Source organism: Agromyces humi (genome assembly GCF_009720255.1).
GTDB classification, from domain to species: Bacteria; Actinomycetota; Actinomycetes; order Actinomycetales; family Microbacteriaceae; genus Agromyces; species Agromyces humi.
The window spans coordinates 1-589 of the sequence record NZ_WJSP02000764.1 but is presented as its reverse complement, the minus strand read 5'-3'; the positions used below and the strand labels follow the sequence as shown (position 1 = coordinate 589).

General features: G+C 72.2%; 1 protein-coding gene. It reads right to left on the bottom strand.

Going from position 1 to position 589, the window contains the following annotated elements; all coding sequences use genetic code 11:
• Positions 1 to 589: tetratricopeptide repeat protein (locus tag GH736_RS24060; RefSeq protein ID WP_203230954.1), on the bottom strand; the 589-nt coding region annotated here is incomplete at both ends.

The window sequence follows — 589 nt, the reverse complement described above, 5'->3', positions numbered from 1 at the left end:
TCGCGTTCTGGCTGGTGCCTGCAGGTGCAGAAGCTCGTCCTTCACGACCGCGAGGACCCGGGAACCTCACGGCGACGCAGCGGGCGTGCGGGGCATCCGGAGCCGGTTCGACCGACGCCAGGGCGTCATCCCAGCGGGCTCGCGCCAGGTCGAGGCGACCCTGCTCCATGCGCTGGTACGTCACGAAGCCGATGAACTCCGCCCGCTCGGTGAGCTCCATCGCGCGCGCCAGGTGCACCTCGGCGAGGTCGAGCCGGTAGTGGTCGAGCAGGCCCCAGACGAGGTTCACGTAGGCCCTCGCCGCGTCCTCCATGTCGTCGACCGCCTGCGCGACCTCAGCGGCCTCGACGAGCTCGTCGATGCCCCGGTCGTCGGCGCCGAACATGAGCGCGGTGCCGTGGTTGTTGAGCGCGTGCGAGAGCACGGCGCGATCCCCCGTCTCGCGCGCGATGGCGATCGCCCGGTCGGCCAGCTCCATCGCGCGCTCGGAGTCGTGCATGAGCAGCGCGAGCTGCGACTCGTTGCTGAGCGCCATGCCGAGCAGGCCCGGGTCGCCGGCGTCGGCGAGCACCGCGGATGCCTCGCGGGC